The sequence below is a fragment of the Achromobacter sp. 1011791174 genome (genome assembly GCF_059760925.1).
Genome location: NZ_JCBANH010000053.1, coordinates 1 through 24,934, shown reverse-complemented (window position 1 = coordinate 24,934; position 24,934 = coordinate 1). Strand labels below are relative to the sequence as shown.

Annotated in this window: 23 protein-coding genes and 1 tRNA gene; 11 read left to right on the top strand and 13 right to left on the bottom strand. The window is 66.0% G+C overall.

The features are described 5' to 3' along the window. Positions 1-42 precede the first annotated feature (42 nt). Positions 43-1,050: a fimbrial protein gene (locus tag AC6LJ5_RS18350; protein WP_498141233.1), complete on the top strand. Its 1,008-nt coding sequence runs from the start codon at positions 43-45 to the stop codon at positions 1,048-1,050. A 16-nt stretch (positions 1,051-1,066) separates the two neighbouring features. Here the strand turns inward: AC6LJ5_RS18350 and AC6LJ5_RS18345 are convergent, their stop codons facing one another. The 5 genes from AC6LJ5_RS18345 to AC6LJ5_RS18325 form a co-directional block, all read right to left on the bottom strand. After that, positions 1,067-2,284, bottom strand: coding sequence for a threonine ammonia-lyase (locus AC6LJ5_RS18345; RefSeq protein ID WP_498141232.1), 1,218 nt, complete (start codon positions 2,282-2,284; stop codon positions 1,067-1,069). Between the two features lie 79 nt (positions 2,285-2,363). After that, complete coding sequence (locus AC6LJ5_RS18340) at positions 2,364-3,101, bottom strand: hypothetical protein (RefSeq protein WP_498141231.1); 738 nt, start codon at positions 3,099-3,101, stop codon at positions 2,364-2,366. A 144-nt stretch (positions 3,102-3,245) separates the two neighbouring features. Continuing rightward, complete coding sequence (locus AC6LJ5_RS18335) at positions 3,246-4,436, bottom strand: porin (RefSeq protein ID WP_498141230.1); 1,191 nt, start codon at positions 4,434-4,436, stop codon at positions 3,246-3,248. Positions 4,437-4,602: 166 nt separating this feature from the next. Beyond that, positions 4,603-6,102: a sodium:solute symporter family protein gene (locus tag AC6LJ5_RS18330; RefSeq protein ID WP_498141229.1), complete on the bottom strand. Its 1,500-nt coding sequence runs from the start codon at positions 6,100-6,102 to the stop codon at positions 4,603-4,605. Beyond that, complete coding sequence (locus AC6LJ5_RS18325) at positions 6,099-6,380, bottom strand: DUF3311 domain-containing protein (protein WP_498141228.1); 282 nt, start codon at positions 6,378-6,380, stop codon at positions 6,099-6,101. Before AC6LJ5_RS18325 ends, AC6LJ5_RS18330 begins: the two co-directional genes overlap by 4 nt. Positions 6,381-6,614: 234 nt before the next feature. On the opposite strand from AC6LJ5_RS18325, the gene AC6LJ5_RS18320 reads away from it, so the two are divergent. The 7 genes from AC6LJ5_RS18320 (at position 6,615) to AC6LJ5_RS18290 (ending at position 12,100) form a co-directional block, all read left to right on the top strand. Further along, the gene (locus AC6LJ5_RS18320) at positions 6,615-7,151 is read left to right on the top strand and encodes a helix-turn-helix domain-containing protein (RefSeq protein ID WP_103272934.1); all 537 of its coding nucleotides are present in this window, start codon (positions 6,615-6,617) and stop codon (positions 7,149-7,151) included. 81 nt (positions 7,152-7,232) lie between these two features. After that, positions 7,233-7,730: a VOC family protein gene (locus AC6LJ5_RS18315; protein WP_498141227.1), complete on the top strand. Its 498-nt coding sequence runs from the start codon at positions 7,233-7,235 to the stop codon at positions 7,728-7,730. A gap of 43 nt (positions 7,731-7,773) precedes the next feature. Next, positions 7,774-8,178 carry a RidA family protein gene (locus AC6LJ5_RS18310; RefSeq protein ID WP_103272932.1) on the top strand — a complete coding sequence of 135 codons (405 nt, stop codon included), beginning with the start codon at positions 7,774-7,776 and terminating at the stop codon, positions 8,176-8,178. 15 nt (positions 8,179-8,193) lie between these two features. Next, positions 8,194-9,132, top strand: a complete 939-nt coding sequence (locus tag AC6LJ5_RS18305; RefSeq protein ID WP_498141226.1) for a dihydrodipicolinate synthase family protein — start codon at positions 8,194-8,196, stop codon at positions 9,130-9,132. After that, positions 9,132-10,334 carry an NAD(P)/FAD-dependent oxidoreductase gene (locus tag AC6LJ5_RS18300; RefSeq protein ID WP_498141225.1) on the top strand — a complete coding sequence of 401 codons (1,203 nt, stop codon included), beginning with the start codon at positions 9,132-9,134 and terminating at the stop codon, positions 10,332-10,334. Before AC6LJ5_RS18305 ends, AC6LJ5_RS18300 begins: the two co-directional genes overlap by 1 nt. Further along, positions 10,327-10,623 (top strand): (2Fe-2S)-binding protein, encoded by a 297-nt coding sequence (locus AC6LJ5_RS18295; RefSeq protein WP_498141224.1) that lies wholly within the window; start codon positions 10,327-10,329, stop codon positions 10,621-10,623. Before AC6LJ5_RS18300 ends, AC6LJ5_RS18295 begins: the two co-directional genes overlap by 8 nt. Continuing rightward, a complete protein-coding gene (locus AC6LJ5_RS18290) occupies positions 10,613-12,100 on the top strand; it encodes an FAD-dependent oxidoreductase (protein WP_498141223.1) in 1,488 nt (495 codons plus the stop codon). The genes AC6LJ5_RS18295 and AC6LJ5_RS18290 overlap by 11 nt, the downstream gene beginning before the upstream one ends. A gap of 113 nt (positions 12,101-12,213) precedes the next feature. On the opposite strand, the gene pnp is transcribed toward AC6LJ5_RS18290, so the two are convergent. Then, positions 12,214-14,370 carry a polyribonucleotide nucleotidyltransferase gene (pnp, locus tag AC6LJ5_RS18285; RefSeq protein ID WP_103272927.1) on the bottom strand — a complete coding sequence of 719 codons (2,157 nt, stop codon included), beginning with the start codon at positions 14,368-14,370 and terminating at the stop codon, positions 12,214-12,216. 90 nt (positions 14,371-14,460) lie between these two features. Further along, positions 14,461-14,730: a 30S ribosomal protein S15 gene (gene rpsO, locus AC6LJ5_RS18280; RefSeq protein WP_012248532.1), complete on the bottom strand. Its 270-nt coding sequence runs from the start codon at positions 14,728-14,730 to the stop codon at positions 14,461-14,463. A 272-nt stretch (positions 14,731-15,002) separates the two neighbouring features. Between rpsO and AC6LJ5_RS18275 the strand changes: the two genes are divergently transcribed. Beyond that, positions 15,003-15,521, top strand: a complete 519-nt coding sequence (locus AC6LJ5_RS18275; RefSeq protein ID WP_103272926.1) for a hypothetical protein — start codon at positions 15,003-15,005, stop codon at positions 15,519-15,521. Positions 15,522-15,584: 63 nt separating this feature from the next. On the opposite strand, the gene pssA is transcribed toward AC6LJ5_RS18275, so the two are convergent. From pssA to AC6LJ5_RS18255, 4 genes are all read right to left on the bottom strand, one after another. After that, on the bottom strand, positions 15,585-16,358 hold the full coding sequence (gene pssA, locus AC6LJ5_RS18270; protein WP_103272925.1) for a CDP-diacylglycerol--serine O-phosphatidyltransferase: 774 nt from the start codon (positions 16,356-16,358) through the stop codon (positions 15,585-15,587). 162 nt (positions 16,359-16,520) lie between these two features. Next, entirely contained in the window at positions 16,521-17,537 is a 1,017-nt protein-coding gene (ilvC, locus tag AC6LJ5_RS18265) for a ketol-acid reductoisomerase (RefSeq protein WP_103272924.1), read from the bottom strand. A 72-nt stretch (positions 17,538-17,609) separates the two neighbouring features. Then, positions 17,610-18,101 (bottom strand): acetolactate synthase small subunit, encoded by a 492-nt coding sequence (ilvN, locus tag AC6LJ5_RS18260; protein WP_103272923.1) that lies wholly within the window; start codon positions 18,099-18,101, stop codon positions 17,610-17,612. A 10-nt stretch (positions 18,102-18,111) separates the two neighbouring features. Then, positions 18,112-19,902, bottom strand: a complete 1,791-nt coding sequence (locus AC6LJ5_RS18255) for an acetolactate synthase 3 catalytic subunit (protein WP_392411923.1) — start codon at positions 19,900-19,902, stop codon at positions 18,112-18,114. Positions 19,903-20,505: 603 nt separating this feature from the next. On the opposite strand from AC6LJ5_RS18255, the gene AC6LJ5_RS18250 reads away from it, so the two are divergent. Then, positions 20,506-22,737, top strand: a complete 2,232-nt coding sequence (locus AC6LJ5_RS18250; RefSeq protein ID WP_392411925.1) for an FUSC family protein — start codon at positions 20,506-20,508, stop codon at positions 22,735-22,737. 87 nt (positions 22,738-22,824) lie between these two features. Here the strand turns inward: AC6LJ5_RS18250 and yaaA are convergent, their stop codons facing one another. After that, positions 22,825-23,595: a peroxide stress protein YaaA gene (yaaA, locus tag AC6LJ5_RS18245; RefSeq protein WP_498141222.1), complete on the bottom strand. Its 771-nt coding sequence runs from the start codon at positions 23,593-23,595 to the stop codon at positions 22,825-22,827. Positions 23,596-23,616: 21 nt separating this feature from the next. Further along, positions 23,617-24,399: a 3-hydroxybutyrate dehydrogenase gene (locus AC6LJ5_RS18240; protein ID WP_498141221.1), complete on the bottom strand. Its 783-nt coding sequence runs from the start codon at positions 24,397-24,399 to the stop codon at positions 23,617-23,619. Between the two features lie 342 nt (positions 24,400-24,741). Between AC6LJ5_RS18240 and AC6LJ5_RS18235 the strand changes: the two genes are divergently transcribed. Then, positions 24,742-24,832, top strand: a tRNA-Ser gene (locus AC6LJ5_RS18235). Positions 24,833-24,934 lie beyond the last annotated feature (102 nt).

The following is a 24,934-nucleotide window of genomic DNA, read 5'->3' as shown; positions in this document are numbered from 1 at the left end:
CTGCTCTGGCCAGGTTCTCGTGGCTGAAAACGGAGTTTTCGAATGAAATGGCTACACACGCTCTTGCTGCGCGGTCTGTTGATCGCGGCGAGCCTGCTCTGCGCCGGGCAGGCCTGGGCCGTCTGCTCCTACTCGCCGCGCATGAATCTCGGCGACATCGTCATCAATCCCGGCCTGGTGCGGGTCGCCCAGGCCGCCGCCATCGGCGCCACCGTGGGAAGCCAGACCGTCACAATCCCCAACACCGGCGGTCTGATCTGGATCGGCCAATGCGCGGCCAACGGCTACGGCGGTTTCTACATCGCCCTGGATGTCAACCAGGGAACGGCCGTGGCGGGACTGAACAGAGTCTACAGCACCAACATCCAGGGCATCGGGTTTCGAATCAGCACGCTGGGCAGCAACGCGAATATCTGGCCGAGCGCCACCAGCGTCTTCTACTCCGCCGCAGTCGCCGTGTATATAGGCTGGAGCCAGATTCAGTTCGAACTGGTGAAGACCGCCCCCATCGTCGGCAACGGCCAGCTGACGCCAGGGGAATACGGCCGGGTCAATGTCTCCGGCAACCCTTTCGATCAGTACTTCCGCGTCGTGGTGGCCGGCGGCAGCATCCTCACCCCCACCTGCAGCGTCGATGCCGGCTCGCAGAACATCACCGTGCCGCTCGGATCGGTCTACCGCAATGCGTTCGGAGGCGTGGGCTCCACCACGGCGCCCAGCGCTTTCTCGATCCGTCTCAACTGCAATTCGCTGCCGGCGGGGCAGGGCAACACGGTCATGATGACCATGGACGCGACCGCCGACCCGTCGGGCCAGCCCGGAACATTGCGCCTGGCCACCGCCGGGCCGGGTCCGATCGCGGGTGGCGTGGGCATACAGGTGCGCAATGCGCTCAACAACCCGGTCGTGTTCGGCCAGGCCGTCGACGTGGGGCCGTCGCAGCCGGCGGGCTATGTCGTGTCCTTCACCGCGCGCTACATCCAGACCACCGGCACGGTGACGGCGGGCCAGGCCAATGGCCTGGCGACCGTGACCCTGACGTACAAGTAAGGCCGCTCGGCCGGCCTCAGTGGTCGTGGTTGCTGGCGGCGAAGCCTGCGTTGTTGAGCACCTCGATCACTTCCTGGATGTGATCGTGGCCCCGGGTCTGCAGCACGAAGTCCACTTCCACGTTGCGCACCGGCAGCGAGGTGAAGGCGCGCTGGTGGTGGACCTCGGTGATATTGGCCTGGGCGTCGGCGATGAGCTTGGTGGCATGCGCCAGCGCGCCCGGCAGGTCGCGCAGGTCGACGCGGATGCGCGCCAGCCGGCCGGCGCGCACCATGCCGCGCTCGATCAGCTCGCCCAGCATCAGCGGGTCGATGTTGCCGCCGGTGAGCACCAGGCCGATGCGCTTGCCCCTGTAGCGATCGCTGCCCTCTTCCTGGGCGCGCAGCAGCGCGGCCAGGCCGGCCGCGCCGGCGCCTTCGACCACGGACTTCTCGATCTCCAGCAGCACCACGATGGCGTGCTCGATATCGCTCTCGCTGACCAGCTCGATGCGGTCGACCAGCCGGCCGGCAACCTCGCGCGTGATATCGCCGGGCGATTTCACGGCGATGCCTTCGGCGATGGTGTACGGCCCCTGCGACATGGTCACGCCCTTGAGCGCGGCGTACATGGACGGGAAGCGCTCGGTCTGCACGCCCACGATCTCGATGCCGGGCTTGAGCGCCTTGGCCGCGGTGGCGATGCCCGATATCAGGCCGCCGCCGCCGATGGCCACGACCAGCGTGTCCAGCTGCGGCTGGTCTTCCAGCATCTCCAGGCCCACCGTGCCCTGCCCCGCGATGACGGCCTCGTCGTCGTAGGGGTGGATCATGATCAGCCCGCGCTCCTGCGCCAGCTCGTAGCCGCGCGCCTTGGCATCGTCGAAGGTGTCGCCGGCCAGCACCACCTCGGCGCCGAAGCGGCGCGTGTTGGCGACCTTTACGGTGGGCGTGAAGCGCGGCATGACGATCACCGCCGGCACGCCCATGCGCTGCGCATGGTAGGCCACGCCCTGCGCGTGGTTGCCGGCGGACACGGCGATCACGCCCTTGGCGCGCTCGGCCTCGGACAGCGTCAGCATGCGGTTGAGCGCGCCGCGCTCCTTGAAGCTGGCGGTGAACTGCAGGTTCTCGAATTTCAGCCAGATCTCGGCCCCGAAGATGTCGGACAGCGTGCGCGACAGCGTGAACGGGGTCTTGAGCACCTGGCCGCGCAGGTTCTCGCGGGCGGTCTGGATGGAGGCGATGTCAATCACGGTGAACGGTCCTGTGGGTGCCTGCGCGGCGGTTGTCCTGTGGAACGCGGACGGCATCGAGAGGACTGCGCGCCGCGCCCTACCGCACCGGCAGGAAATTGAACAGCAGCAAGCCCTGCGCGTAGTTGATCCCGATGCGCCTGGAGTTTTCGCCCAGCAGGTTGGCGATCAGGTCCAGCCGGCCGATGATGGCGCCGAACTCGCGCTCGAAGCTGAGGTTGGTGGCGTTCTGCGACATCTCGTTGGCCAGCAGCAAGGGCTCGCCCTGGCTGTTATGGCGCGACGCCAGCAGCCAGGCGGCGGCCTCGACGTTCCGAGCGGCATTGTAGACCCGCTGGCCGTCCAGCGCGTCGGACACGTACAGCCGGGTCTTGCCGTTGTGGGCGGCGATGATGGTGTCGGCCAGGCCGTAGATGAAGGCGGCGACACGGTCGCCCGAATAGTTGGGGTCCAGCGAGACGGCCAGGATCTGGATGTCGCGCAGGCCGGACAGGCCGGGCGGCGGGCGGCGCTCCTCGATGGCGCGCTTGACCCGCGCCACGGCGGCGGGCTGGTCGGCGGCGTCGGTCTTGCGCCATTCGCGGGGATTGCGGCGGTAGAGCTTGTCCAGCAGGACGTAGAGGCTGGCGAGGTTGTCGCGGACCTCGAGCGTGACCGTGCGGTTGAAATCGGTCTGGCCGAACTGGTCCGCCGACATGCTTTCGCTGCGGGGCCCCTTGCCGTCAGGCGGCGGACTGCCGGCGCAGCCGGCCAACAGCGCGGAAAACGCCACCGACATCAGCGCCGCGATGCTGGCGGCCCTCAGCCGTTCCGTCATGCCCAGACCATCCGTTTCCCCCCGAATCCCGCGTCCGGACGCCTGGCTCGCAACGCGCCGCGTCCTGTCCTGTGCGCTGAACTTTACCGTAAGAAGCGCGAGGATGGGAACCGTAGCGATCGCCTCCGAGCCAGGGACGGGGCATCAGAAGCGATGGGTGATGCCCATCGTCATCAGCGTCTGCCGACTGGAGTCCGAACTCATGCCCACCCCCGCGATTTCGGCTTGCGCGGCGCGCCCGATCACGGCGCCGGCGGCGCCGCGCAGCGGCGCGATGCCATCGCCCGCCGCCTTCTGGAAGATAAACACGCCATACAACTCGGTTCTTTTCGACAGCGAGTAGCTGGCGCCAAGGTTGATCTGATGGAACTTGGGCCGCAGGCCTTGATAGTCCGCCTTGCCGATGTTGTAGATGTAGGCCGCGCCGACCGACAGCGCGGAATTCAGCCGATAACTCGTCATCAACTCGTAGCTGTCCATCGTGAAGTCGCCGCCGCTGCCAGCTCCGGGAAAGCCATTCACCACGAAATAGCGGCTGTTGCGCAGCAGGGTGTGGGCATAGGTGAATCCGATGGTCGCCGCCCCCACCGTGTAGGACGCTCCCGCCCCGATCACCTTCATCGCATCGGCATCCTGCAGGCCGACATACTGCCCCAGGGAGCCGACGTAGTTGCCGTTGGACTCATACACGCCGCCCGTACCGTTGGCGCGCGTCGCCGGCGGATGAATATCCAGGTAGCCGATCGCCATGGATAGCGGTCCGCTCGTATAGGCCGTTGCCAGCGCCCAGGAGCGATTGGCCGCGTAGTTGCCGAACTGCCCGCCGAAGCTGTACATGCCATGCATGCGCAGGCCGCCGAACTCCGGACTCACGTACTTGACGGCGTCATTGATGCGGATGGATTGATTCAGATTGTTCAGATCGCCGAAATGCGATCCATAGCCCGTCGCGAAATTGTTGCTCGACGGGAACATGCCGACCGTATCCGACAACGAGTCGTACTGCCGCCCCAGCGTCAGCGTGCCATAGCGCTGATTGGCAAGGCCGACATAGGCCTGCCGGCCGAACATCAGGCCACCCTGGCCGGACTTGCCATTCTGGAGATTGAAACCGCTTTCCAGCACGAACAGACTGGACAGGCCATCGCCCAGACTTTCCCTGCCCCGCAGCCCCCAGCGGTTGCAGCCCTGCGGACCGCAGCCGTCGGTCCGGACCGAACTGCCGCCCGCGCCATTGCTGATGTATGTCATTCCTGAATTCACCATCCCGTAAAGCTGGACGTTGTTTTCGTCGGCGACAGCCTGCCTGGCACAGACGAGGAACAGCAGGAACAAGCCAATGTTCTTCATGGAAAATTCTCGAGCACAAATCATGGAAATCTCTCTAGCACTAGGTTTTCAGGGACGCAGCCGCCCCCACCAGGCAATGGCTGCCCGGACAACAGGAGCAACGGCGTATTCATGCTTCGGGAGGCGAACGCATCCCGAGGGCTTTACCGGGTCAGGTTGTTTGATTTCCGGCGCGGACTCGGGGCGACGTTGAATGAATGCCGACGGCCACCGCGGACGGTCGCGGCATCGGCGTCAGGAGACTCACGGCTATCAGGACCAGCGCATTGATGGCCATGGCGATCAATCCCGGCTCCCATTCGGGCACGGCGCGGGACCAATAGCTGGACGCGAACGGCGCCAGCAAGGCGACGAAACCCGCCACCAGCCCGGCCAGCACGCCGTATGCCGTCGCGCGCCGCCACAGGAATCCCAAGAACACCGGCGGCGCCAGCATGCCGATCGCCGCGTAGGCATTGAGCAGGATGCGCACCAGGGAGCTGCCGTCGGATATGGACAGGAACGCCGCCAGCGCGGCAAAGCACACCAGCGCCGCGCGCGACAGGCGCAGGGAAGCCGCTTCCGACAGGGCCCCGCAGATCGGCTGCGCGATATTGCGCGTGAAGATCGTGCCGGCCGACAGCAGCAACAGGGAGCCGGGCACCAGCGCCAACAGGAACCCCGTTCCGGCCACCAAGCCGATCACCCACGCTGGATAGGACGTGGCGACGAATTGCAGCAGCGCCGCGTTGAGATTGTTGTCGGGCGGCTGCACGCCCGCGAGCAGCGCGGCAAAGCCCAGCAGGATGATGAAGAAATACGCCAGCGAGTACAGCGGCTGCCACACGGCGTTGCGCCTGATGGCGGTGGCGCTTTGCGCCGAATAGCACATCTGGAACAGGTGCGGAAACACCCAATTGCCCAATGCGATGTTCACGGCGGAAGTCATGAGCCAGACGGACGTGGTCGGCGAGGCGGGATCCTTGCCCGGAAAGGCGCCGATGCCCGGGTAGGCCTGATCGGCCATGTGGAAGATGTCCAGCAGGGACGCCGCGCCGACCTTGCCCGCCACGGTGGCGCTGAGCACGACCACGACCACGATCATCAGCACATCTTTGACGCCGGCGGCGAAGGCCGCCGAACGCAGGCCGGCGATGAAGACGAAGGCGATCATGAGCGCCGCGGCGATGAGCGTGGCGGCGACCGTGGACAGGTCCGAGCCCAGCGTGAGGCGAACGATGAGCCCCAGGCTGATGAGCTGGATCTGCACGTAGATCACCAGCGAGGCAATGCCGATCACGCCCGTCAGCACACCCAGCCAGGGCGCCTCGTAGCGCGCGGCGAAGTAGTCCGCCTGCGTCACGAAGCCTTCCTTGCGGCCCGCGCGCCAGATCCTGGGCATGAGCCAGTAACCGACCGCGTAGCTCAACGACACCGAACAGAAAGCCAGATAGGCAGGCGCGCCAAGCGCCCAGGCATAGCCTGAGATGCCGAGCACCGCGAAGGTCGTGTATACCTCGCCCGCGTTCATGAACCAGAAGATCAGCGTGCCCAGGCTGCGTCCGCCCACGGCCCATTCAGTCAGCGTGTTCTCGCCGCGCGCGCGCCGGCCGTAGCCCAGCGCCCCCGCGAGCGTCGCCAACAGGATGGCGCAAACAATGGCGAGCGTCATGAGTGTCCCCTTTCCTGCCCCGCCGTCGCGGCGAGAAGGCCTGCCTCCTCATCCCCGAGTCCGGCGCGCTGGTCGAGATGGAACACCAGCCCGATCACCAGGCTCGCGTACACGATGCCGGCCATTTGCCAGGCCATGGGAAAGGGCAGGCCCAGGGGCTGGTACCCGATGTCGTTCACCAGGGGCGCCAACGCCGCCTGCCAGATGAAGGGCGTCAACAGCAGCCAGCGATACCAATGGCGCGGAGCATGGCCGGCCGTGGAGGTCGAATTTGTCATGAAGGTCTCACGTAAAGTGAAGCTATACAAACGTCGCGATCTTTGTGCAGTCAAACTGCACGAAAAGTCTAATCTGAGAACACCAAACCCTGGCATAGGTGTTTTCGATAGGGTTTTACTTTCTGAAAAAGAGGGATCGACAACGTTGTACATGTAAAATTCAAGTGCACAACCCATGAAGTTTTTGTACATTAGTAGTGCACAAACATCCCATGATCCACGGAAACAAGCAGCATGATTGGTGAACGCCTGAAGGAACTTCGAACCGCGAGAAACCTGTCGCTACGCGACCTGGCGGCCCAGGCCGGGGTATCCGCCACCCTGCTCAGCCAGGTCGAACGCTCGGTCACGGACCCCAGTCTGGAAACAGTCCGCCGGCTGGCGGCCGTCTTCGGCGAATCGATCACATCGCTATTCGCCGAGCCCAACGCCCCGGCCGTCTGGATCAGCCGGCCGGGCAATCGCTCGAAGCTGACCGCGCCGGCCGGGCGGGTCAGCTATGAGCGACTCACCGCGGGCCAGAGCGACCTGGAAGTGCTGCGGGCCGTCCTGGCGCCCGGCCAGGTGTCCGCCGACGAGCCTCGCGGGCATCCGTCCACCGAGTGTGTCTACGTGATCCAGGGGGAATTGGTGGCGCAGATCGCGGGCGTCGACCATCTGGTCAAGAGCGGCGAGAGCATCTCCTTCGACGCGCGGCTCGCGCACCGCTACCGCAACGACTCATCCGGGACGGTGGAGATCATCCTGTCCATCACGCCGCCCAGTCCCTGAGTCCCCCCTCCCCGCGCCAGCGCCGCCAGTGCGGGACAAACGCAACCGTGTTCATCCTTTACCCTGTCCTGGAGCAACGCCGTGCAGACCAACCCCTTGGGCATACTCCGCCTCGATCACGTCTCCTGGACCGTCAGGGAACTTGAGCCCGTCGTCGCCTTCTATGAGCGCGTATTCGGCGCCACCGTGCAGTACCGGCTCGGTCCGGTTGACAGCGCGGCGCTGCCTCGCGCGCAGGACGGGCGCGACTGGACCGACGCTCATCTTGGCGTCGAAGGCGCCAGGCTCGAGCTTGCGATGCTGGCGCTGCCGGGCGGCGCCAGGATAGAGATCTTTGCCTATGACCAGCCCGCCAGCCACGCCACCCGACCCGCGCCCAGCCATCAGATCGGCAGCTATCACCTCGGCATAGAGGTGCAGGACCTGGAGGCGGCCGCGCAGATCCTGCAAGACAACGGCTGCACCCTGTTCGACCGCATCGCGTTTTCCGAAGGCCCCACGGCCGGCTCGCGATTCCAGCGCTTTCTCGACCCCTGGCAGAACATCTTCGAGCTTTCCGTCCATACCCGGCCCAATTGAAACGCGGCCATCCACGCCCGCATGCCTTCCGGAGATCCCTCTCGTGACACGCCACGCCATCAACCCTGAATCGCTATACCCCAGCCTGCCGTTCGGCTTTTCCCATGCCACCGAGCACACGGGCACGCGCAGCCTGCACCTGGCCGGGCAGGTCGCCTGGGACAAGGACCGGAATCTGGTGGGCGCCGGCGATGTCGCGGCGCAGGCCCGCCAGGCCCTGGAAAACCTGCGCCAGGTCCTAGCCGAGGCCGGCGCGACGCCGGCGGACGTGCTGCGGCTGCGCACCTATGTCGTCAACCACAGGCCCGAGCTGCTCGAACCGATCTGCGCGCAGATCAGCGCCTTCTATGGCGACGCGCTGCCGGGCGCCAACACTTTCATCGGCGTACAGGCGCTGGCCCTGCCGGAGTTCCTGATCGAAATCGAAGCCGACGCGGCGCTGAAGTGACACGGAGCGCTTGCCATGGATCGCAATGACATCGCCTGGACAGGCTACATTCCCGCCATCACGACGCCGTTCACCCGCGAGGGAAACCTGGATTGGCCCGCGCTGGCGCAGCAACTCGAGTGGTACGTGCAGGAGCGCATGCATGGCGTGATCCTGGCCGGCACCTCGGGCGAGTGGTTCAGCCTGAACGAAGCCGAGCGCGCGCAACTCTTCGCCGAGTCAGGCCGCAATATCGGCGGACGCATCACCGTCCTGGGCGGATGCAACGCCTACACCGCCGCGGAGGCCATCCGCCATGCGCGCGCCGCGCAACGCGCGGGGCTGGACGGCATCATCCTCACCCCGCCCCCTTACATCGTGCCCAGCCGCAGGGAACTGGTTCAGTTCTACCAGGACGTCTCCGACGCGACGGACATCCCCATCTGCATCTACAACTGGCCGCGCGGCTGCGTGGTGGACATGGACGTGGAGCTGCTGGAGGAACTGTCCGACATCGACCATGTCGTCGCCATCAAGAATTCCACGCCGGACTTCGGCATGTTCCTGCAAGGCGCATATCGGCTGCGCCACAAGGTCCGCTACTTCAACATGCCCACCTCGGCGCTGGGCGCCGATCTGGCGGCGTTGGGCGTCGGCGACGGCCTGATGGGCGCCGGCGGCGTGCTGGGCGCCGATCATCCGGACTTCTGGCGCCGGATCGCCGCCGGCGACAAGGCCGGCGCGGTCACGCTGGGCGAACGCGACCGGGTCATCATGAAAGCCTGGTTCAACAAGGACTTCGCCGGCAACTTCGGCAGCGCCCAGGCCATCCTCAAGACGGCGCTGCGCCTGCGCGGCGTTCCGGCCGGCCATGTGCGGCGTCCGCTGCTGGACTTGAGCGCGGCTGAAATCGAGCGGGTGCGCGCCACGCTCGAAGGTCTCGGCATCGAGACCACGCCCCTGGACCCCGCCTGATGGATACGTCCCGGCCCGACGCCGGCGCGCACGCATCGCCCGCTGTCCTGGTCCTCGGCGGCGGCCTGCTCGGCTGCGCCATCAGCTATTACCTGGCGCGCGCCGGCGTGGACGTGATGCTGGTCGAAAAGCGCCAGCTCAACAGCCAGGCCTCGGGACGCAATGCCGGCAGCCTGCACTTCCAGCTTGAGTACCGCATGATCGAGCATGGGCTGGACAGCGCGCGCAAGGCGGCCGAAGCCCTGCCGCTGCATCTGCATGCCCAGCATGCATGGAGCGATCTGGCGACCGAGCTGCAGGAAGATCTTGGCGTGATCCAGCACGGCGGCCTGATGGTCGCCGAGACGGCCGAACAAGTGACGCTCCTGGAGCAGAAGAGCGCGCTGGAACGCGAAGCGGGCCTGGAAGTCGAGATGCTGGACCGCGACGCGTTGCGGACCCTGGCGCCTTACCTGGGCCCGTCCATCCTGGCCGCCGCGTTCTGTCCCGGGGAAGGCAAGGCCGATCCCAGGCGCTGCACGCTGGCATTCGCCAGGGCCGCGACGCGACGCGGCGCCCGCATCCGCAGCGGCGTCCGCGTGCAATCCCTGCGGCGCAACGGCCACGGATGGCGCGTCGGCATCGACGACGGCGCATCGATCCAGGCCGGCGCCGTCGTGCTGGCCGCGGGCATCTGGTCCGGCCGTATCGCGCAGATGGCCGGCGTGACGCTTCCCGTCAGCGCGGTGGGGCTGACGATGGCGGCGACCGCAAGAACCGCGCCCTTCATCAAGCATCTGGTTCAACACGCGGGACGCCGACTGTCGATGAAGCAAACCCAGGAAGGCAACGTGCTCATCGGCGGCGGCTGGCCAGCGGCGCTCGCTCAGACCGACGGCGTCATCGACCTGGAGAGTCAGCCCGAATTGCTGCTGCCGTCCCTGGCGGGCAGCATGAACGCCGCCGCGGCGGTCGCGCCCGACGTCGGCAAGCTGCAGGTCCTGCGGGCCTGGACGGGCGCCACCGCGCTGGTGGCCGACCAATTGCCCTTGATCGGCGCGGTCCCCAAAGCGGCCGGGCTATTCATCGCCACCGGCGGATCGGCCTTCACGCTCGGTCCCACCTACGCTCAAATCCTGGCCGACGACATCCTCAACCACCCCAGGATGTTCGATACCACGCCCTATGACCCCGGAAGATTCGGGAGCCTGACCTTTGCCTAACGCCACGATTCGACTGCGGGATGGAGTCTCCAGGCCCGCTCCGATCACCATCCATATCAATGACGCACCGTCACAGGCCTACCCTGGAGAAACGGTCGCCACCGCGCTGCTGGCGGCCGGCGTCTCGGTTTTCCGTCGCTCTCACGGCCAGGCCGCCCATGCGCCGGTCTGCAACATGGGAGTCTGTTTCGAATGCCTGGTCACGATCGACGGACGGCAGGCCATACGCGGCTGCATGACGCAAGTGAAGGAAGGCATGCGCATAGAGGTACCCACCCATGAGGCCTGAAGCACTCGCCAGCGCGCCGGGCCGGCAAAGCGCGGGCTTTGACCTCATCATCATCGGCGCGGGCCCGGCCGGCGTATCGGCGGCGCTGACCGCCGCCGAACAAGGCCTGCGCGTGGTGGTCATCGATGAACAGCACGACCTCGGCGGCCAGATATTCAGACAGCCCCCGGCCGCGTTCCAAGGCCCGCCAAACAGCGCTTTTGAAAGCAATCCCTTCGGCAAGCCGATGCTCGACGCCGCCCGCCGGTCGAGCCAGGTGCAGTGGCGGTTCGGCACGACGGCCTGGGGAGTGTTTCGCACGACGGCGCATCCCGGCGTCCGGGTCGCCATCAGCCGCGACGACGGCGCCGCCTTGATCGACGGCGCCGCCCTGCTCATCGCCACCGGCGCCTATGACCTGCCGGTCGCCTTCCCGGGCTGGACGCTGCCGGGCGTGATGTCAGCCGGCGGCGTCCAAACCTTGATGAAGAGTCAGTTCCTGCGTCCCGGCCAGCGCTTCGTCCTGGCCGGCTCTCATCCCTTGCTGCTGCTGGTGGCCGATCTGCTGCTCAAGTCCGGCGCGCAGGTGGCCGAAGTCGCCTTCGCCCGCCCGGCGCCAGGACTCGCCGACATGCTGTCGCACTGGCGCGCCCTGCCCGGACATTTCGCGCCGCTGAAAGAGGCCGCCCGCGCGCTGCTGAACCTGCGGCGCCAGCGCGTGCCGATACGCTTCGGCACGCTGATCACGCGCGCCGAGGGAGAGCAACAGGTGCAGCGCGTCACGCTGAGCCGCGTCACGCCAATGTGGGAACCCGTGGCGGGCAGCGAAAGATCGCTCGAGGCCGACACGCTGGTTGTCGGCTATGGCTTGCTGGCCTCCTCCGAGCTGGCCCGCCAGGCCGGTTGCGCCATGCAATGGAAGCCGGCCGAAGGCGGCTGGACCGTCGTGCATGATGAGCAGATGCGCACGAGCCAATCGCGCATTTTCGTGGCCGGCGAACCCGCCGGCGTCGGCGGCGCCGAACTGGCCGCGATCGAAGGCCGCATCGCCGCCTTGCAGGCCACGCTGGACCTGCGCGGCCCAGGCTCCGCTTCTCTGACTTCGCGCTTGCGCCAGGCACAGCGCGCCAGGCAACGCGCGCTGCATTTCAGCCACGCCGTGCAGCGGTTCTTCGAACCTCGCCTGGACGCGCTGGCCCGATTGGCGACGCCGGATACGACCCTCTGCCGCTGCGAGGAAGTCACGGCCGGCGCCATACACGCATTCCTGGCCGACAATCCGCACGCCTGCGACGTCAACAGCGTCAAGCTGGCCTGCCGCAGCGGAATGGGGTATTGCCAGGGGCGCTATTGCCAGCATGGCGTGGCGCAGCTGCTGGCGCAGACGCGCGGCAAGGACGTGGCGGAGCTGGGCGCATTCACGGCGCGGGCGCCCGTCAAGCCGGTAACGGTGGCGGCGCTGCGACAGCTGGACCCGTCAACGGACGAAACCCAATAAAAAACCCGGATCCGGTGTAATACCGGATCCGGGTTTTCGGCCCCGCGCCTCTGACGACTCAAGGATCTGATGTCGGTTCAGCGCGGCGCCATGCTCCAGCGTATGCGCAAGCCTTATTCGGGCTGCGCCTCGGCTTGCGGAGCGGCTTCGGCAGCGGCCTGCTGCTGCTCGATGCCACCGATGGCCTTGATGGACAGGCGCAGGCGGCCCTTGTCGTCGGCCTCGATGACCTTGACGCGGACTTGCTGGCCGACCTTCAGCACATCGTTGATGTTGGCGATGCGGTAGTTGGCGATCTCCGAGATGTGCAGCAGGCCGTCGCGGCCCGGCAGCACCTGGACGATGGCGCCGAAGTCCAGCAGGCGCAGCACGGCGCCTTCATAGACCTGGCCCACTTCCACGTCGGCGGTCAGCTCGACGATGCGGCGCTGGGCTTCCTTGGCCTGCGCTTCGTCGACGCTGGCGATCACGATCGTGCCGTCGTCGGAGATGTCGATCTGCGTGCCGGTCTCTTCGGTCAGCGCGCGGATGGTGGCGCCGCCCTTGCCGATCACGTCGCGGATCTTCTCGGGGTTGATCTTGATGGTCAGCATGCGCGGAGCGAAAGCCGACAGCTCGCCGCGCGAACCGTCCAGCGCTTCCTTCATCTTGCCCAGGATGTGCAGGCGGCCTTCGCGGGCCTGGGCCAGCGCCACCTGCATGATTTCCTTGGTGATGCCCTGGATCTTGATGTCCATCTGCAGGGCCGTGACGCCGTTCTCGGTGCCCGCGACCTTGAAGTCCATGTCGCCCAGATGATCTTCATCGCCCAGGATGTCGGTCAGCACGGCGAACTTGCCGCCGTCCAGGATCAGGCCCATCGCCACGCCGGCGACGTGGTCCTTGACCGGCACGCCGGCGTCCATCATGGCCAGCGAACCGCCGCAGACCGAAGCCATCGACGAGGAGCCGTTGGACTCGGTGATTTCCGAGACGAGGCGGATGGTGTACTGGAAGTCTTCCGGGGCCGGCAGCAGCGGGATCAGCGCGCGCTTGGCCAGGCGACCGTGGCCGATTTCGCGGCGCTTGGGCACGCCGATGCGACCGGTTTCGCCGGTGGCGAACGGAGGCATGTTGTAGTGCATCATGAAGCGGTCGCGGTACTCGCCCATGAGCGCGTCGATGATCTGCTCGTCCTGCTTGGTGCCCAGCGTGGCCACGACCAGCGCCTGGGTTTCGCCGCGGGTGAACAGGGCGCTGCCGTGAGCGCGCGGCAGCACGCCCAGGCGCACGCTGATCGGGCGCACGGTGCGGGTGTCGCGGCCGTCGATGCGCGGCTCGCCGTTCAGGATCTGGCCGCGCACGATGGCGGATTCCAGCGAGAACAGGATGTTGTCGACGGTGACGGCGTCAGGCGCCGGCTCGCCCTTCTCGGCGGCGGCGGCGTTCAGCGTGGCCGACACGTTGGCGTAGACTTCGCGCAGCTGCGTCGTGCGGGCCTGCTTTTCGCGGACCTGGTAGGCGGCGTTCAGGCCGGGCTGGGCGGCGGCGGTGACGGCGGCGATCAGGGCCTCGTCCTTGGCCGGAGCCTGCCAGTCCCACTCGGGCTTGCCGGCGTCCTTGACCAGGTCATGGATGGCGTTGATGACGGCCTGCATCTGCTGGTGGCCGTAGACCACGCCGCCGAGCATGACTTCCTCGGACAGCTGGTCGGCTTCCGATTCCACCATCAGCACGGCGTTCTCGGTGCCGGCGACCACCAGGTCCAGCTTGGAGGACTTCAGCTGCGAGGCGGTCGGGTTGATGGCGTACTGGCCATCGATGTAGCCCACGCGCGCGGCGCCGATCGGGCCGTTGAACGGGATGCCCGAGATGGCCAGCGCGGCCGAGGCGCCGATCATGGCGGCGATGTCGGGGTCGATTTCAGGGTTGACCGACAGCGTGTGGATGACCACCTGGACTTCGTTATAGAAGTCTTCGGGGAACAGCGGACGCAGGGGACGGTCGATCAGGCGGGAGGTCAGCGTTTCCTTTTCGGACGGCTTGCCTTCGCGCTTGAAGAAGCCGCCCGGGATGCGGCCGGCGGCGTAGGTTTTCTCGATGTAGTCGACGGTCAGCGGGAAGAAGGTCTGACCCGGCTTGGCCTTCTTGGAGGCCACGACGGTCGCCAGGACCACGGTGTCCTCGATCGACACCACGACGGCGCCGGAGGCCTGGCGAGCGATCTCGCCGGTTTCCAGGACGACCGTGTGCTGGCCGTACTGGAACGATTTAGTCACTTTATTGAACATGACGGTTATTCCTTACAAATGAAAAACCGTGGCCGCCGCGACAAGAGTCGCACCGGCCACGGTTGCGTCATGGGGAGCCAGCCCCGTCGATCACTTGCGCAGACCGAGTTTTTCGATCAGAGCGCGGTACGAATCGGGATTGCGGCCCTTGAGGTAGTCGAGCAGCTTGCGGCGGCGGCTGACCATACGCAGCAGACCACGGCGCGAGTGATGGTCCTTCATGTGTTCCTTGAAGTGACCAGTCAGTTCGTTGATACGGGCGGTGAGCAGAGCCACCTGAACTTCGGGGGAACCGGTGTCGCCTTGAGCGCGTTGGAATTGCGCAACGATATCGGCTTTCTTGATGTCAGCAACAGACATTTATGACCTCTTCGGACATGCGACAGGGCCGAGGCGCCCTGACGTGGTTGGGAAAAAAATCGCGGACCGGATTGGCGTATTCGCTTTCTCACTGCTGCCTGCAGAGGCTGGTGGAACCTGGCTCTTGGCCTGGCCCGCCGCCGCTGCCGCCGGCGCGATTCGGCATCATGCGAAACGGATGCCTGGATAAAGCCCGACGATTATAGCTGATTCGATAGAATTGCCCTACTGGCGCCCCAGGGGCGCCCTTCCGCCTTCGAGGGGAGCAAAATATGACACTTCATTACAAAACGGCCCGCATCGCCCTGGCGGCGGGCGCCCTGCTGGCCCTGTCGGCCTGCGCCAACCTGGCCCAGGTCGCGCCTGGCACGCCGCTGGCCGACGTGCAGGCCCAGTTCGGCCGGCCCAACTTCGAATGCCCGCAGGCCAACGGCGGCCGGCGTGTCATCTGGACGCAGCAGCCCATGGGCCAGTACGCCTGGGGCGCCAATGTCGGCGCCGACGGCCGGGTGGACAAGGTGCTGCCGCTGCTGACCGACCCGCACTTCAAAGTGCTGGAGACCGGAACCTGGAGTCCGGACCGGGTGCGCTGCGAATTCGGCCCGCCGGCCAGGATCGATGAAGCAGGCCTGGGCGAGAAGCGCGAAGTGGTCTGGTCCTATCGCTACAAGGAAAACAGCGTCTGGAATTCGCTGATGTACGTGTACATGGGCCGCGACGGTTCGGGCGTGACGCATTTCCATCCCGGGCCGGATCCGATGTACGACGAAGACAGGTTCATGTGGCGCTGAATGCCTCGGCCATGAAAAAACCCGCCCAACGGCGGGTTTTTCAATTGCATCCCAGCAATGATGTCACGACCCCTGCCCGCGCCGTTCCTGCTGCAAGCGACGCGCGCGGTTCCAGCGCAGCGCCCAGATGATCCAGCCCGACAGGCCGTACAGCACGAACAGGCCGAACAGCACCACCGGCGGATCGCTGGAGACGAACACGAACACGGCCACCACCAGCAGGATGCCCCAGAACGGCACGCTGCGGCCCAGGGCGAAGCTCTTGCCGCTGAAGAACGGCGCGTTCGACACCATCGAGATGCCGGCGTACATGGTCACGGTGAATGCGACCCAGGCCATCACGCTGTCATGGATGGGCAGCTTGTTGTCCACGGCCAGCCAGACGAAGCCGGCCACCAGCGCGGCGGCGGCGGGGCTGGGCAGGCCCTGGAAGTAGCGCTTGTCGACCACGGCGATATTGGTGTTGAAGCGCGCCAGCCGCAGCGCGGCCCCCGCCACGTAGACGAACGCGGCCAGCCAGCCCCAGCGGCCCAGGTCGTTCAGAATCCATTCGTACATGACCAGCGCTGGCGCCACGCCGAACGAGGTCATGTCGGACAGCGAGTCGTACTGCTCGCCGAAGGCGGACTGGGTATTGGTCAGGCGCGCCACGCGACCGTCCATGCCGTCCAGCACCATGGCCACGAAAATGGCGATGGCGGCGACCTCGAAGCGGTTGTTCATGGCCTGCACGACGGCGTAGAAGCCCGCGAACAGGGCCGCGGTGGTGAACGCGTTGGGCAGCAGGTAGATGCTGCGATGGCGGTTCTCGGAATCGCGCATGGAGAAATTGGGCATGGTCTGGAAAACTTGCGGCGGACAGATCGAAAGGTTAACCCATCTGGCCCCGCTTGCGGGCCGGACGGCCTTACGCGCCGGCGTGGCGCGGGCGTGCATCGCCCGCGGGGAAAAAGAAAAGCGGCATGCCCTCGCAGGCCAGGCCCGGCGCCCTGGCGGGCATCAGTTCTTGGACTTGTCCACCAGCTTGTTGGCGGCGATCCAGGGCATCATGGCGCGCAGCTTGCCGCCCACCTGCTCGATCTGCGATTCCGCGTTGATGCGGCGGCGCGAGGTCAGCGTCGGGGCGCCGGCGGCGTTTTCCAGGATGAAGCGCTTGGCGTACTCGCCGTTCTGGATGTCCGTCAGGCACTGGCGCATGGCGGCGCGGGTGTCGTCCGTGACGATCTTCGGGCCGGTCTCGTATTCGCCGAATTCGGCGTTGTTCGAGATCGAGTAGTTCATGTTGGCGATGCCGCCTTCGTAGATCAGGTCGACGATCAGCTTCAGCTCGTGCAGGCACTCGAAGTAGGCCATTTCGGGCGCGTAGCCGGCTTCCACCAGCGTATCGAAGCCGGCCTTGATCAGTTCGACGGTACCGCCGCACAGCACGGCCTGTTCGCCGAACAGGTCGGTTTCGGTTTCTTCGCGGAAGTTGGTCTCGATGATGCCGGCGCGGCCGCCGCCGTTGGCGCTGGCGTAGGACAGGGCCACGTCGCGCGCGGCGCCGGACTTGTCCTGGTACACGGCCACCAGGTGCGGCACGCCGCCGCCCTGCTTGTAGGTGTTGCGCACGGTGTGGCCCGGGGCCTTCGGCGCGATCATGATGACGTCGATGTCTTCGCGCGGCACGACCTGGCCGTAGTGCACGTTGAAGCCGTGGGCGAAGGCCAGCGCGGCGCCGGCCTTGATGTTGGCGTGCACTTCCTTGTTGTAGACCGAGGCGATGTTCTCGTCGGGCAGCAGCATCATGACGATGTCGGCGGACTTGACGGCGTCGGCGACTTCCTTGACGTCCAGGCCGGCGCTGGCGGCCTTGTTCCACGAGGCGCCGCCCTTGCGCAGGCCGACGACGACCTTCACGCCCGAGTCATGCAGGTTCTGCGCGTGCGCGTGGCCTTGCGAGCCGTAGCCGATGATGGCAACGGTCTTGCCTTTGACGAGGGAGAGATCGCAGTCTTTGTCGTAGAAAACTTTCATGTTGTGCTCCAGATTCCAGTATGTGGATATTCGATTGATTCAGTTGCAGGGTGCGGCCGGGAAATCCCGGCCTCAGATCTTCAAGATCCGTTCGCCGCGGCCGATGCCGGACACGCCGGTGCGCACGGTTTCCAGGATGGCGCTGCGGTCCAGGGCCTCGAGGAAGGCCTGTACCTTTTCCTGCACCCCGGTGAGTTCGATGGTGTAGGACTTGTCGGTCACGTCGATGATGCGGCCGCGGAAGATGTCGGCCATGCGCTTCATTTCCTCGCGTTCCTTGCCCACCGCCCGCACCTTGACCAGCATCAGCTCGCGCTCGATGTGCGAGCCTTCGGTCAGGTCGACCACCTTCACCACGTCCACCAGGCGGTTCAGGTGCTTGGTGATCTGCTCGATGATTTCATCCGAGCCGGTGGTGACGATAGTCATGCGCGACAGCGTGGCGTCCTCGGTCGGCGCGACGGTCAGCGTCTCGATGTTGTAGCCCCGCGCGGAGAACAGCCCCACCACGCGCGACAGCGCGCCGGGCTCGTTCTCGAGGAGGACGGAAATCACATGCTTCATGTTGGCCTCCTTACAGGTCTTCAGAGCCGAGCAGCATTTCGGTCAGCCCGCGGCCGGCCTTCACCATGGGCCACACGTTCTCGGTGCGGTCGGTGATGAAGTCCAGGAAGACCAGGCGGTCCTTGTGCTTCTTGAACGCTTCGCGCAGCGCCGGCTCGACGTCGGCCGGGCGCTCGATGCGCAGGCCCACGTGGCCATAGGCCTCGGCCACCTTGACGAAGTCGGGCAGCGAATCCATGTACGACTCGGAGTAGCGCGAGCCGTAGTCGATCTGCTGCCACTGCCGGACCATGCCCAGAAAGCGGTTGTTCAGGCAGACGATCTTGGGCGTCAGGCGGTACTGCGCGCAGGTCGACAGTTCCTGGATGTTCATCTGGATCGAGGCTTCGCCGGTGATGACGGCGATCTCCTGGCCCGGATTGGCCATCTGCACGCCCATGGCGTACGGCAGGCCCACGCCCATGGTGCCCAGGCCGCCGGAGTTGATCCAGCGACGCGGCTTGTCGAACTTGTAGTACTGCGCCGCCCACATCTGGTGCTGGCCCACATCGGAGGTGACGAAGGCGTCGCCGCCGGTCACTTCCCAGAGCTTTTCCACCACGTACTGCGGCTTGATGACTTCGTCCGAGCCCGCGTACTTCAGGCATTCCTTGCCGCGCCAGGTCTCGACCTGCTCCCACCATTTCGTGATGGAGGCCGGCTTGTGCTCGGCGGCGGCCGCCTCGTACTGAGCGCTCAGATCGGCCAGCACGTCCTTGACGTTGCCGACGATGGGCACGTCCACGCGCACGCGCTTGGAGATCGACGAGGGATCGATGTCGATATGGATGATCTTGCGGGCGTTCTGGGCGAAATGCTTGGGATTGCCGATCACGCGGTCGTCGAAGCGCGCGCCGATGGCCAGCAGCACGTCGCAGTGCTGCATCGCCATGTTGGCTTCATACGTGCCGTGCATGCCGGGCATGCCCACGAACTGGCCGCTGCTGGCGGGATAGCCGCCCAGGCCCATCAGCGTGCTGGTGCAGGGCGCGCCCAGCTGCGTCACGAGCCTGTTCAGCTCGGGCGCGGCGTTGGACAGGATCACGCCGCCGCCGGTGTAGATCATCGGACGTTCGGCGGCCAGCAGCATCTGCACGGCCTTCTTGATCTGCCCCTGGTGCCCCTTGTTGACGGGCGCGTAGGAGCGCATCGTGATCTCGCCCTTGGGCGGCGCGTACTTGCACTGCGCGACGGTGACGTCCTTGGGGATGTCGACCAGCACCGGGCCGGGACGGCCGGTGCGCGCGATGTAGAACGCGCGGCGCATGGTCTCGGCCAGATCCTTGACGTCGCGCACCAGGAAGTTGTGCTTGACGCAGGGACGCGTGATGCCGACGGTGTCGCATTCCTGGAAGGCGTCCTCGCCGATCGCCGCCGTGGGAACCTGACCGCTGATGATGACCATCGGGATCGAGTCCATGTAGGCAGTGGCGATGCCGGTGACCGCGTTGGTCACGCCGGGGCCGCTGGTCACGATGCAGACGCCGACCTTCTGCGACGAGCGCGAATACGCGTCGGCGGCATGCACGGCGGCCTGCTCATGGCGGACCAGGATATGCTGGAATTTGTCTTGCTTGAAAATCGCGTCGTAGATGTAAAGCACAGCGCCGCCGGGGTAGCCGAAAACGTGTTCCACGCCTTCTTCGGCCAGGCAGCGCACGACGATATCGGCGCCATTCAGTTCCATGTTGTCATTCCTTTCAAAACCGGCCCTGCTAACCCTGCCTGCTGCCCGCCCGGATACGGCGGCAACTGAACCCATACCGGCTGCGACAACATGATCCGGCGCTTTGCGGCTCACGGAGCCACGCCACCCGGACACCTTGCCGACCCGGCATACGTTCGACAGAACGCAGCGCGAACGCCCCTTGGGGACGCTGGAGGTCGAAATGGAAGCCTTGGCAACACACGCTTGTGGCGCGGCCAACGGCAGGTGTAACTGCTGCGGAAGATCCTGGAAGGTGGTCCAGAAAATCCGCCTCAACGCGCCGGCTTCGGATAGGCAGGCCAGCGCAAGGCAACGACTCTACCGCATTGCGTCATCCGTAGCAAATCATGCGTGGCGCGGTGTTGCGCCCAGGTATCGCGGAAGATCCGACCCCGGATTTTGCGGCGCGGGCGGGCCGCTACCGCAGGTCCACATGCTGGTCCTTTGAGGTCCATATTGTGGTCCCGCATCATTTCGGAATCCGGCTCGGACTTGTCCTGCCTCGGCCCCCAAACCCGGACCAGGAACCAAATCCGAACCGCCGCCAAAGCGACGTCAAAGCGCCATCGCGGCAACAATCTGGCGCAGTAATCCGGCCCCGAAAAGCCCGCCGCTCTCTATACTTGTCGCATCAATCAGCCCGCACGCCGCTCGCCCATGGATTTGCGCATTGCCAGCATTCGCCGCTTCCTCTACAGCCACTACTTTTTCGGAGGGGTGCGCCAGGCGATAGGCATGCTGTTGCCGGTGCTGGTGCTGGGCGGACTGTTCGGCCACTACGCCACGGGACTGGTGGCCACCTTCGGCGCGCAATGCCTGGCCATCATCGACCAGCCCGGCGGTCCGCAACGCCACCGCACCAACGAAATGCTCGGCGGCGCCTTGCTGGGCACGCTGACCGTCATCATCACCGGGCTGGCGTCCACGCACCCTGTACTGATCTGGCTGGCGGTCATCGCCCAGTGCTTCGTCTTTTCCATGTTCACCGTCTTCGGCAAGCGCGGCGGCCTGATCGGCTTCGCCGCCCTGCTGCTCATGACGCTGACCATGCATTCGCCGCTGGAGCCCGACCAGGTCCTGGCCCATGCCGCCGCGACGCTGGGCGGCGCGCTGTTCTACGTGGCGTTCAGCCTGGGCTTCTCGCGACTGTTCTGGCTGCGCGAGGAACAGCAGGCCATGTCGGTGGCGTTGTTCGCCACCGCCGACTACGTGGCCGCGCGCGCCGCCTTCTACGACGCGACCGCGGACCTGGACGACGCCTATCGCGCGCTGATCCAGAGCCAGTCCGTCATGACGGAAAAACACCAGGCGGCGCGCGACATGGTGCTGCGCGCCCTGCCGCGCGGCAAGGGCCTGGGCGACCGCCAGCGCGTGATGATCTGGAACATGTTCGTGGACATGCTGCAGCTGCTGGACACGCTGGTGGCCACGCACACCGACTACGCCGCGCTGCGGCGCGCGCTGGCCGGCAACGACTGCCTGATCTTCATGCGCGACGCGCTGGTGAAGATGTCGCTGGAACTGAACCGCATCGCGCTGGACGTGTCGCGCGGTCGCAAGGTGCAGTACCGCAGCAGCGCCAAGGCCGAGCTGCGCGCCATCGAGTACGAGATCGAGCAGCTCAAGCAACAGGGCTTCGGCGAACGCGAGCCGGAAATGCTGGCGCTGATCATCCAGGTGCTGCGCCGCCTGCGCAATTCCACCCGCATCGTCGACCGGCTGGCCGACCACACCGCCGCCTCGCCCGACGCCAAGCCCACCGATGTGCTGCGCATCAGCAAGTCGCTCACGCGCTTCATCTCGCGCCAGGAATTCCGCTTCGGCCTCTTGACCAGCAACCTGCGCCTGGATTCGCCGCACTTCCGCTACGCGCTGCGCGTGACGGCGGCGGCGGCGCTGGCGATGACGCTGGCCAGCCGCTGGCTGTCGCCGGCATTTTCAGCGCACAACTACTGGATCATGCTGACCATCGTGATCATCATGAAACCGGGCTTCGCGCTGACCCGGCAGCGCAATGGCTGGCGCCTGACCGGCACCGTCATCGGCTGCGTTTGCGCCCTGCTGCTGTTCAACCTGACCGACAGCCCCGAGATCCTGTTCGCCGTGCTGCTGGCCGCCTGCATCATGGGCAACAGCCTGGTGCAGCTGAACTACATGGCCAGCGCCATCTTCAACACGCTGTTCGTGGTGCTGGTGTTCCACTTCGTTTCTCCTGGCACGGTGTCCATGTCGGTGATCGGCGAACGCGCCATCGACACGCTGATCGGCTGCGCGCTGGCGCTGGTGTGCAGCTACATCCTGCCCTGGTGGGAGGCCCGCTATCTCAAGCCGCTGGCGGCGGCAGCCACGCGCGCCAACCGCGAGTACCTGCTGGCGGGCATGCGCTACGCCGACGCGATGCAGGCGCCGGCCGATCCCGCGCCTGACGCGGCCAGGGACGGCCAGGCCCCGGCCATCGCCGACGCCGACCTCGCCTGGCGGCTGGCGCGCAAGAACGTGCACATCGCCTTCAGCAATTTCGCCGAGGCGTTCTACCGCATGATGAGCGAACCCAAGTCGCATCAGGTCAACGTGCCCGAGCTGAACAACCTGCTGATCCAGAACCATGTGCTGGCCTCGCAGATCACGGCCGCCATCCCGACCCTGGCGGCGCTGCCGCAAACGCCCGCGCCGGTGCGCGAGGCGCTGGACGGCATGGCCCGGCTGCTGGACGAAAGCCGGATGCAAGGGCCTGCGCCGGTCCTGCCGACTCAGTTCGACACCGACGGCGAGCAGGCGGCGCTGGCGTATCCGCTCAAGCAAATGATCAAGGCCAGCCACATGATCCGCCAGGAATTGCTGGCGCTGGACGAGCCGGCGCACGCGCCGGGCGCGGCGGCGCCGGCCTGAGCGGGCGGCGCGTCCCGCCAGGATCGCGACGCCGCAAGAAAATGGCCGCCCCGAAGGCGGCCATTTTCACGACAGCAAGCCAGAGGCTCAGAGCTTGCGCCGGAACACCAGCTTGTCGTCCGACGAGGCCGACGCGTCGTAGGCGTAACCCTCCAGGTCGAAGCCCTGCAGCCCTTCGGGCTTGGCGACCTTGTGCAGGATGGCGTAGCGCGCCATCAGGCCGCGCGCCCGCTTGGCGTGGAAGCTGATGATTTTCCAGGTGCCGTTCTTCCAATCCTGGAACACGCACTGCACCACCCGCGCCTTGAGCGCCTTCAGGTCCACGGACTTGAAGTACTCCTCGGACGCCAGGTTGACGATGACCGGCGACTTCTGGCCTTCCTGGCGTTCGTTCAGGTACTGCGCGATCGAACTGCCCCAGTAGTCGTACAGCGTCTTGCCCTTCGGCGTTTCCAGGCGCGTGCCCATTTCCAGGCGATAGGGCTGCATCAGGTCCAGCGGACGCAACACGCCGTACAGGCCGCTGAGGATGGCCACGTGTTCCTGCGCCCAGTCCAGCTGCTTGGCCGACAGCGAGGACGCGTCCAGCCCCTCATACACATCGCCATTGAAGGCCAGCACCGCCTGGCGCGAATTGGCCTGGGTGAAGCTGCGCTTCCAGCTGGCGTAGCGCTGCACATTGAGCTCGGACAGCGCCGGGCTCAGGCTCATCAGCGCGGAAATGTCGTCGGCGGACTTGGTTTTGAGCACCTTGATCAGGCCGGCGGCCTGATCGACGAACAGGGGCTGGGTATGCGTCTCGACGTGCAGCGGCGAGTCGTAGTCCAGTTTCTTGGCGGGGGAAAGCAAAAACAGCATGAGCGGAGTTCCTACCTGATATCAGCGCGCGGTCCAGCCGCCGTCGACGGAAATGGTGGTGCCGGTGATCTGCGCGGCGGCGTCGGACGCCAGGAAGACGGCGGTGCCGCCCAGCTGTTCCGGCGTGACGAATTGCAGCGAGGGCTGCTTTTCGCTGAGCAGTTCGCGGGCGGCGGCTTCCTGATCCACGCCGTTCTTCTCGGCCAGCGCGGTGATCTGCTTCTCGACCAGCGGGGTGCGCACCCAGCCCGGGCAGATGGCGTTGGCCGTGATGCCCTGGCCGGCGGTTTCCAGCGCGGTGACCTTGGTGAAGCCGACCACGCCGTGCTTGGCGGCGACATAGGCCGACTTGAAGGCCGAGGCCACCAGCCCGTGGGCCGAGGCGATGTTGATGATGCGGCCGAAGCCCTGCTTCTTCATGTACGGCAGCGCGGCGGCGGTGCCGTGGAACACGGCCGACAGGTTCAGCGCGATGATGGCGTCCCACTTCTCGACCGGGAAGTCCTCGATCGGCGCGGTGTGCTGGATGCCGGCGTTGTTGACCAGGATGTCGATGCGACCGAGCTGGCGCACCGCGTTGTCGATCAGGCCGCGCACGGCCTCGCCCTTGGACAGGTCGGCGCCGTCGTACACGACGCGCACGCCATGCTGGCTGGCCAGCCCGGCGCGAACCTTCTCGATCTCGGCGGCGTCGCCGAAGCCGTTCAGGACGATATCGGCGCCCTGCTGGGCGAGCGCGCTGGCGATGCCGAGGCCAATGCCGCTGGTGGAACCGGTGACGACTGCGACTTTTCCTTTGAGCATGGGAATTCTCCTGTGATCTGGCGCGAGAGGCGGACGGTGAAGCGAGGCGTCAAGTGTAGCCGCGCCCGGCAAGACCCGCCTTGCCAGGGCGACAAGACGCCGCGCGCACGGCCAGGACGCCGTCTTTTCCCATACTGCATCCTCGATTCACAGGAGGGGCTACACAAACAAAAAAATCTATGTATAATTGCGGGCTTCGCTGCTCCGACAACGTAGATCCTTCCGACCAGGGATCTAATCGCGGAAAGCCTGGGTCTTTCAAGACCTTTTTCAAACCCGAAGCCCGGGCAAGAAAAGGAACCTGCAAAGACAGGGACAACCGCCGTTACGGAATCCAGCCACGGAGAGGTGGCAGAGTGGTCGAATGTACCTGACTCGAAATCAGGCGTACGGTATCCCCGTACCGTGGGTTCGAATCCCACCCTCTCCGCCAGTATTTGAAAGCCCCCTGACTCGTCAGGGGGCTTTTTCTTTTCGGCGCCGGCTTGCCTCCAACCCAGACTCCAACCCAGACTCCAACCCAGCCCCACCGCTG